At 37.0% G+C, this 4446-nt stretch carries 7 protein-coding genes; 3 read left to right on the top strand and 4 right to left on the bottom strand.

Annotated elements, in window-relative coordinates; all coding sequences use genetic code 11:
- Positions 1-296 (bottom strand): YhjD/YihY/BrkB family envelope integrity protein (locus ACO1O5_RS04975; protein ID WP_486268734.1); only part of this gene is annotated, 296 nt, incomplete at its 3' end.
- A 376-nt stretch (positions 297-672) separates the two neighbouring features.
- Here ACO1O5_RS04975 and ACO1O5_RS04980 point away from each other — a divergent pair.
- The 3 genes from ACO1O5_RS04980 (at position 673) to ACO1O5_RS04990 (ending at position 2247) form a co-directional block, all read left to right on the top strand.
- A complete protein-coding gene (locus ACO1O5_RS04980; RefSeq protein WP_486268735.1) occupies positions 673-825 on the top strand; it encodes a lmo0937 family membrane protein in 153 nt (50 codons plus the stop codon).
- A gap of 25 nt (positions 826-850) precedes the next feature.
- Positions 851-1042 carry a CsbD family protein gene (locus tag ACO1O5_RS04985; protein ID WP_486268736.1) on the top strand — a complete coding sequence of 64 codons (192 nt, stop codon included), beginning with the start codon at positions 851-853 and terminating at the stop codon, positions 1040-1042.
- Positions 1043-1107: 65 nt separating this feature from the next.
- Positions 1108-2247 carry an AI-2E family transporter gene (locus tag ACO1O5_RS04990; protein ID WP_486268737.1) on the top strand — a complete coding sequence of 380 codons (1140 nt, stop codon included), beginning with the start codon at positions 1108-1110 and terminating at the stop codon, positions 2245-2247.
- A 41-nt stretch (positions 2248-2288) separates the two neighbouring features.
- Here ACO1O5_RS04990 and ACO1O5_RS04995 read toward each other — a convergent pair whose 3' ends face one another.
- The 3 genes from ACO1O5_RS04995 to ACO1O5_RS05005 all read right to left on the bottom strand — a co-directional run.
- Entirely contained in the window at positions 2289-3692 is a 1404-nt protein-coding gene (locus ACO1O5_RS04995) for a sensor histidine kinase (RefSeq protein ID WP_486268738.1), read from the bottom strand.
- A 207-nt stretch (positions 3693-3899) separates the two neighbouring features.
- Positions 3900-4076, bottom strand: a complete 177-nt coding sequence (locus tag ACO1O5_RS05000) for a hypothetical protein (RefSeq protein ID WP_486268739.1) — start codon at positions 4074-4076, stop codon at positions 3900-3902.
- A gap of 4 nt (positions 4077-4080) precedes the next feature.
- Positions 4081-4446, bottom strand: a 366-nt coding sequence (locus ACO1O5_RS05005; RefSeq protein WP_486268740.1) for a low affinity iron permease family protein, incomplete at its 5' end; no start/stop codon positions are given.

Below are 4446 nucleotides of genomic sequence, written 5' to 3' on the forward strand. Positions count from 1 at the left end.
CTTATAGTAGTTGCCACAAAATTATTTCCGGTGAGGTGAATATTTTTAATAATATCCTGGATCTGCAAAGCGGCTGCCGTCCCCACCAGGCCGTTTAACTGTTTGTATACTTCTCCATTTACGGCTTCCTTTCCAAAGAAAATTCCGGAAAGCGTTGAAATAATAACCAAAAGCGGTGCTATAGAAAATACGGTATAGTAAGCAAGGGCAGCACTGTATTTTAAGATATTATCGGCCGAAAACTCAGTAAAGACCTGGTGTATGTAAGAATATATTTTCTTAAATCTTCTCCTCATATTCTTTTGAATTATTTAGGGGTTCGCGTAATTTGAGTTAAATATAGATGATTAGGAGGAGCATAGCATAAACGAGGTCTTGAAGACGTATACTTTGAAACGGAATTGTAAAAGGCAAGTCCTCCGTCACGGGTATACTTTGTTTGTAGCAAATATCAGGCGCATAATTGAATTTGTGCCCAATAACATCCATCTCTTACTTTTGTTCCTTTTCGTAGAGCTATTTCCCCACAACACTCAATTATTGTCCTCAACTAATAAATTAAATACCCGCAATTGCTTATATGGCAGCAATTTCAGCTTAACTTTTTTTTGGCAAACTTTTGTATAATCAATAAGTGTATCAATTTTATTTTTTAACCTAAATTTTTTTGCAATGGGAAATCTATTATATATAATCGCAGTTATACTGGTGATTATTTGGGCGATTAGCTTTTTGGGAGGCTATTACACGGGCGGTTTAATTCACATCTTATTGGTGATTGCGATAATCGCAATTATTTTAAGAGTCATAAGAGGCGCTGCCTGATTTTAAAAATTAAAAATTAAATTTTATGGAAAGCTGGAAACTAAAATTAAAAGGTGACTGGAATGAAACCAAAGGAAAAATAAAAAAGGCCTATGCTGACCTTAATGATGATGATCTGAAACGTGATGAAGGAAATGACGATGTACTCGTAGGAAGACTTCAGCAAAAATTGGGAAAAACAAAAGAAGAAGTTGTTAAGTGGATTGAAAGTCTCTAATTGTATTCTTAATAATTGCTAACCCTCATTTAGAAAACTTTAGATGGGGGTTTTTATTTTTTGTTATGGTAATAAATAACCAATCACCTTTTTACGTAAAGCTGGCATTTAAATTCCTGGTAATATTTTTTATTTGCTACTTTATTCATGTTGCGCAAAACATCTTAATTCCCTTTGCTTTTTCCTGCCTCCTTGCCGCATTACTCCTGCCTGCCGTAAATCTTTTGCAGTCGCTGAGAATTTCGAAAGTAATAGCTATCTTAATTTGTATTATTCTTGCAATTGGCTTCATAGCGGGTATCATTTATTTTTTGAGTAGCCAGATTGCCCGGTTTATGCAGGATGTTCCCTCTATTAAGGAACATTTAAACGAGCACTTTGTTTCCCTGCAGAACTGGGTAAAAGAAAAACTGCATGTTTCTTTCAAGGAACAAAATGAATACCTGAATACACAGGCTGATAAGTTAAAAGCAACTGGTACCAGTTATATAGGGCGCACATTTTTTTCAATAACAGAAACTGTGATGCTCCTCGTGCTAATGCCTATTTATACATTCCTGCTTTTATTTTACAAAGACCATATTCGTAAATTTTTATATGCAGCTTTTAAAAAGGAACACGCACCCGGTATAAAAAACGTTCTTTCGCAAACCAAACTTATGATAAGGAGTTATATGACCGGGCTGTTGATTGAAATGGCTATAGTTGCTACAGCCAACTCCACCGGGCTCATGTTGCTCGGCGTAAAGTATGCTATCTTTTTTGGTGTGCTGGCAGCAGTACTAAACCTGATACCCTACATAGGGATGTTTACCGCTACACTATTTACCGTATTGGTGTCATTAACTACAACCGATAGTACCAGTTCAGCAGTGTGGATCGTTGTCATATTTTATAGCGTGCACATTGTCGATGTAAATTTTTTAGTGCCCCGTATAGTTGCCTCACGGTTACGAATAAACGCACTAATTTCAATTTTGGGAGTGGTAATAGGAGGCAGTTTGACCGGCATTTCGGGACTGTTTCTTTCCATACCTTTCATTGCTTTATTAAAAATTATTTGTGATGAAATTGAAGAGTTGAAGCCCTGGGGCCTTTTATTGGGAGATGAAACAACCTATTCCCAAAAAACTAAACTTTATAAAAAGCTGGAAAAAATATCTCTCAGGCCACGTTCAAAATCTAATGCAAAACCTAATGGTTGATTGGAAGTTGTTCCAAATGCCTGAAGACACTTCTTTTAAACTTACGCAAAATTGAAAGAGATGGTAAACGTCGTACCCCTGGATATTTCACTTTCCACATTGATGTTTGCATGGTGCGCCAGGATAATATTCTGTGTATTGGTAAGGCCAAGCCCGGTACCTTTTTCTTTTGTAGTAAAGTAAGGTTCAAATAATCTCGCCAAATCTTCTTTCGATAACCCTTTTCCGGAGTCGGTTATTTTTACGACGCACCTGTTGTTCCTGTTTTCTGTAGTAAGTTGAAGAGTTCCATTTTCAGGCATCGCCTCAATAGCATTTACAATAATATTCAGAAAAGCAATTTTTATTTTGCCCGGATCTACCAAAACGGGACAAATATCTTTGTCGTAATCTTTAACAACTATTATTTGTTTCAATTCAATTCGGTCCGAAGCAAATTCAAGGCTGCTGTCCAGCACATCGTTAATAGAAGATTTTATGAATTGTAGTTCTGATACTCTTGTTGAATCTAAAAGGTCGCTGATGAGTTGATTAATCCTGTTGGAGTTTCTTGAAATCATTTCGAATAACATGTCAACATCATGGCTGGCATCAATTTCGGTTCGCAATTGTTCCGTGGCCAGGTTAATATTAGTCAGTGGATTTCTAACTTCGTGGGCTATGGTTCGCGAGATTCTTCCGGTGGCCGCAAATTTTTCAATGTTTCTCAATTCGATTAATTCAACATTTAAGGCAGCCAACTCATCAATTCTCAACTCGAGTTGCCGGCGATAGGCATTTGCTTTCTCACTGGCCTCTTTCTTTGCCCTATTCTCTTTATTAAAAGTAATAATGGAATAAAAAGTTAACAGGATGGCTGCGATAAGCGAAAGAATAGTCACCTGTTTTATTATGTGGGAATATTTGGTTAGTTGCCGGTTTCTTTCCAGAAATAATCTTCTCTCTTCATCCTGCACCTGTTGCGTAAAGTTTTCAACTTTCGTCATTCTGGCAATCCCAATATTTTTTTTACGCAGCAGATTTTCATTAATGGTGTGGGTGGAATCGTAAATCGAAATGGCATTATCGAGCCATGAAAACTTGTCGTCTATTAATGTTTTGAGCGAATCCATATTTTTTTGCTGACTTGGATTATCCTCGGTGAGCGCTTTTACATTTAGCAGTGCAGAATCCGCGTCATGATGACTAACATTATATTTTAACAGGAGCGCCTTTTCATTGGTAATCATGTACCCGCGGGCGGCAGATTCACCCTGGGTAACATAACCGACCACATTTTCCAACCCGTGAATTACATCGTTGGAATGGTTCACCAGGGCGGATTGTTTCATAAGCTTTTGCGTGGCAACAAAAGATATTATATAAGAAACAAGAAGAATAATAAATGCAGCCAGGTAACCCCATCTTATCCGGTCGGCGATTCGGTCAACTAAATTTTTTATCATGTTGAATTGGGGGTTATAACTTTAACGGCAATTTAAAAATACTTAGGAATATTTTAAATTTTTGTTACTCAAATTATAAATGTAGAAGCTATTGAATAATAAACCAATTTAGTTTGTGTATAAAACACGGGGGCATCATTTCAATATTGATAAGTAAGTAAGAACCTGCGATTGGGCTACCTATGGCGAAAAACGATTCTGTTGTATTTATTTTTTACCAGCCTTGCTTATCAACCAAATGATTACTACAATTATTACAATTACTCCAATAACCCCAAACCAAACGCCCGCTTTAAAAATACCCGCAATAGCTTGACAACTACTAAGCGTAAACGCAAGTAATAACAGCGGAAGAATGGCCGTTTTAAGATGGATCTTGTTCATATATTTATTTTTTAGTTTGATGATTTGGCTGCCTGCTTTTGATTTTTCCTGCTGAGTTTTTCTTGGCGTCATCCAAAGAGTGCGTCTCAAATATGGTTTTCTCATTTTTCGCAGTCCTGGCCAGGTGAGCGTAAAATTTTCTAATAGTTTCGAGTTCTTCTTCGGTAAAATCCTCAATGCTTATCAGGCGATTACTTGCTTCGCAATTGGCTGCAATAAGCTCGTTTAGCTTAAGCTGCAAGGCAATCGTGTCTTTATTTTGGGAATGTTGTATAACGAAAACCATTAGAAAAGTTATAATAGTGGTGCTGGTGTTAATAACCAGTTGCCATGTATCAGAAAATTTGAAAATCGGGCCCGTTGCGGCCCA

This window comes from Ginsengibacter sp., from assembly GCF_057362405.1.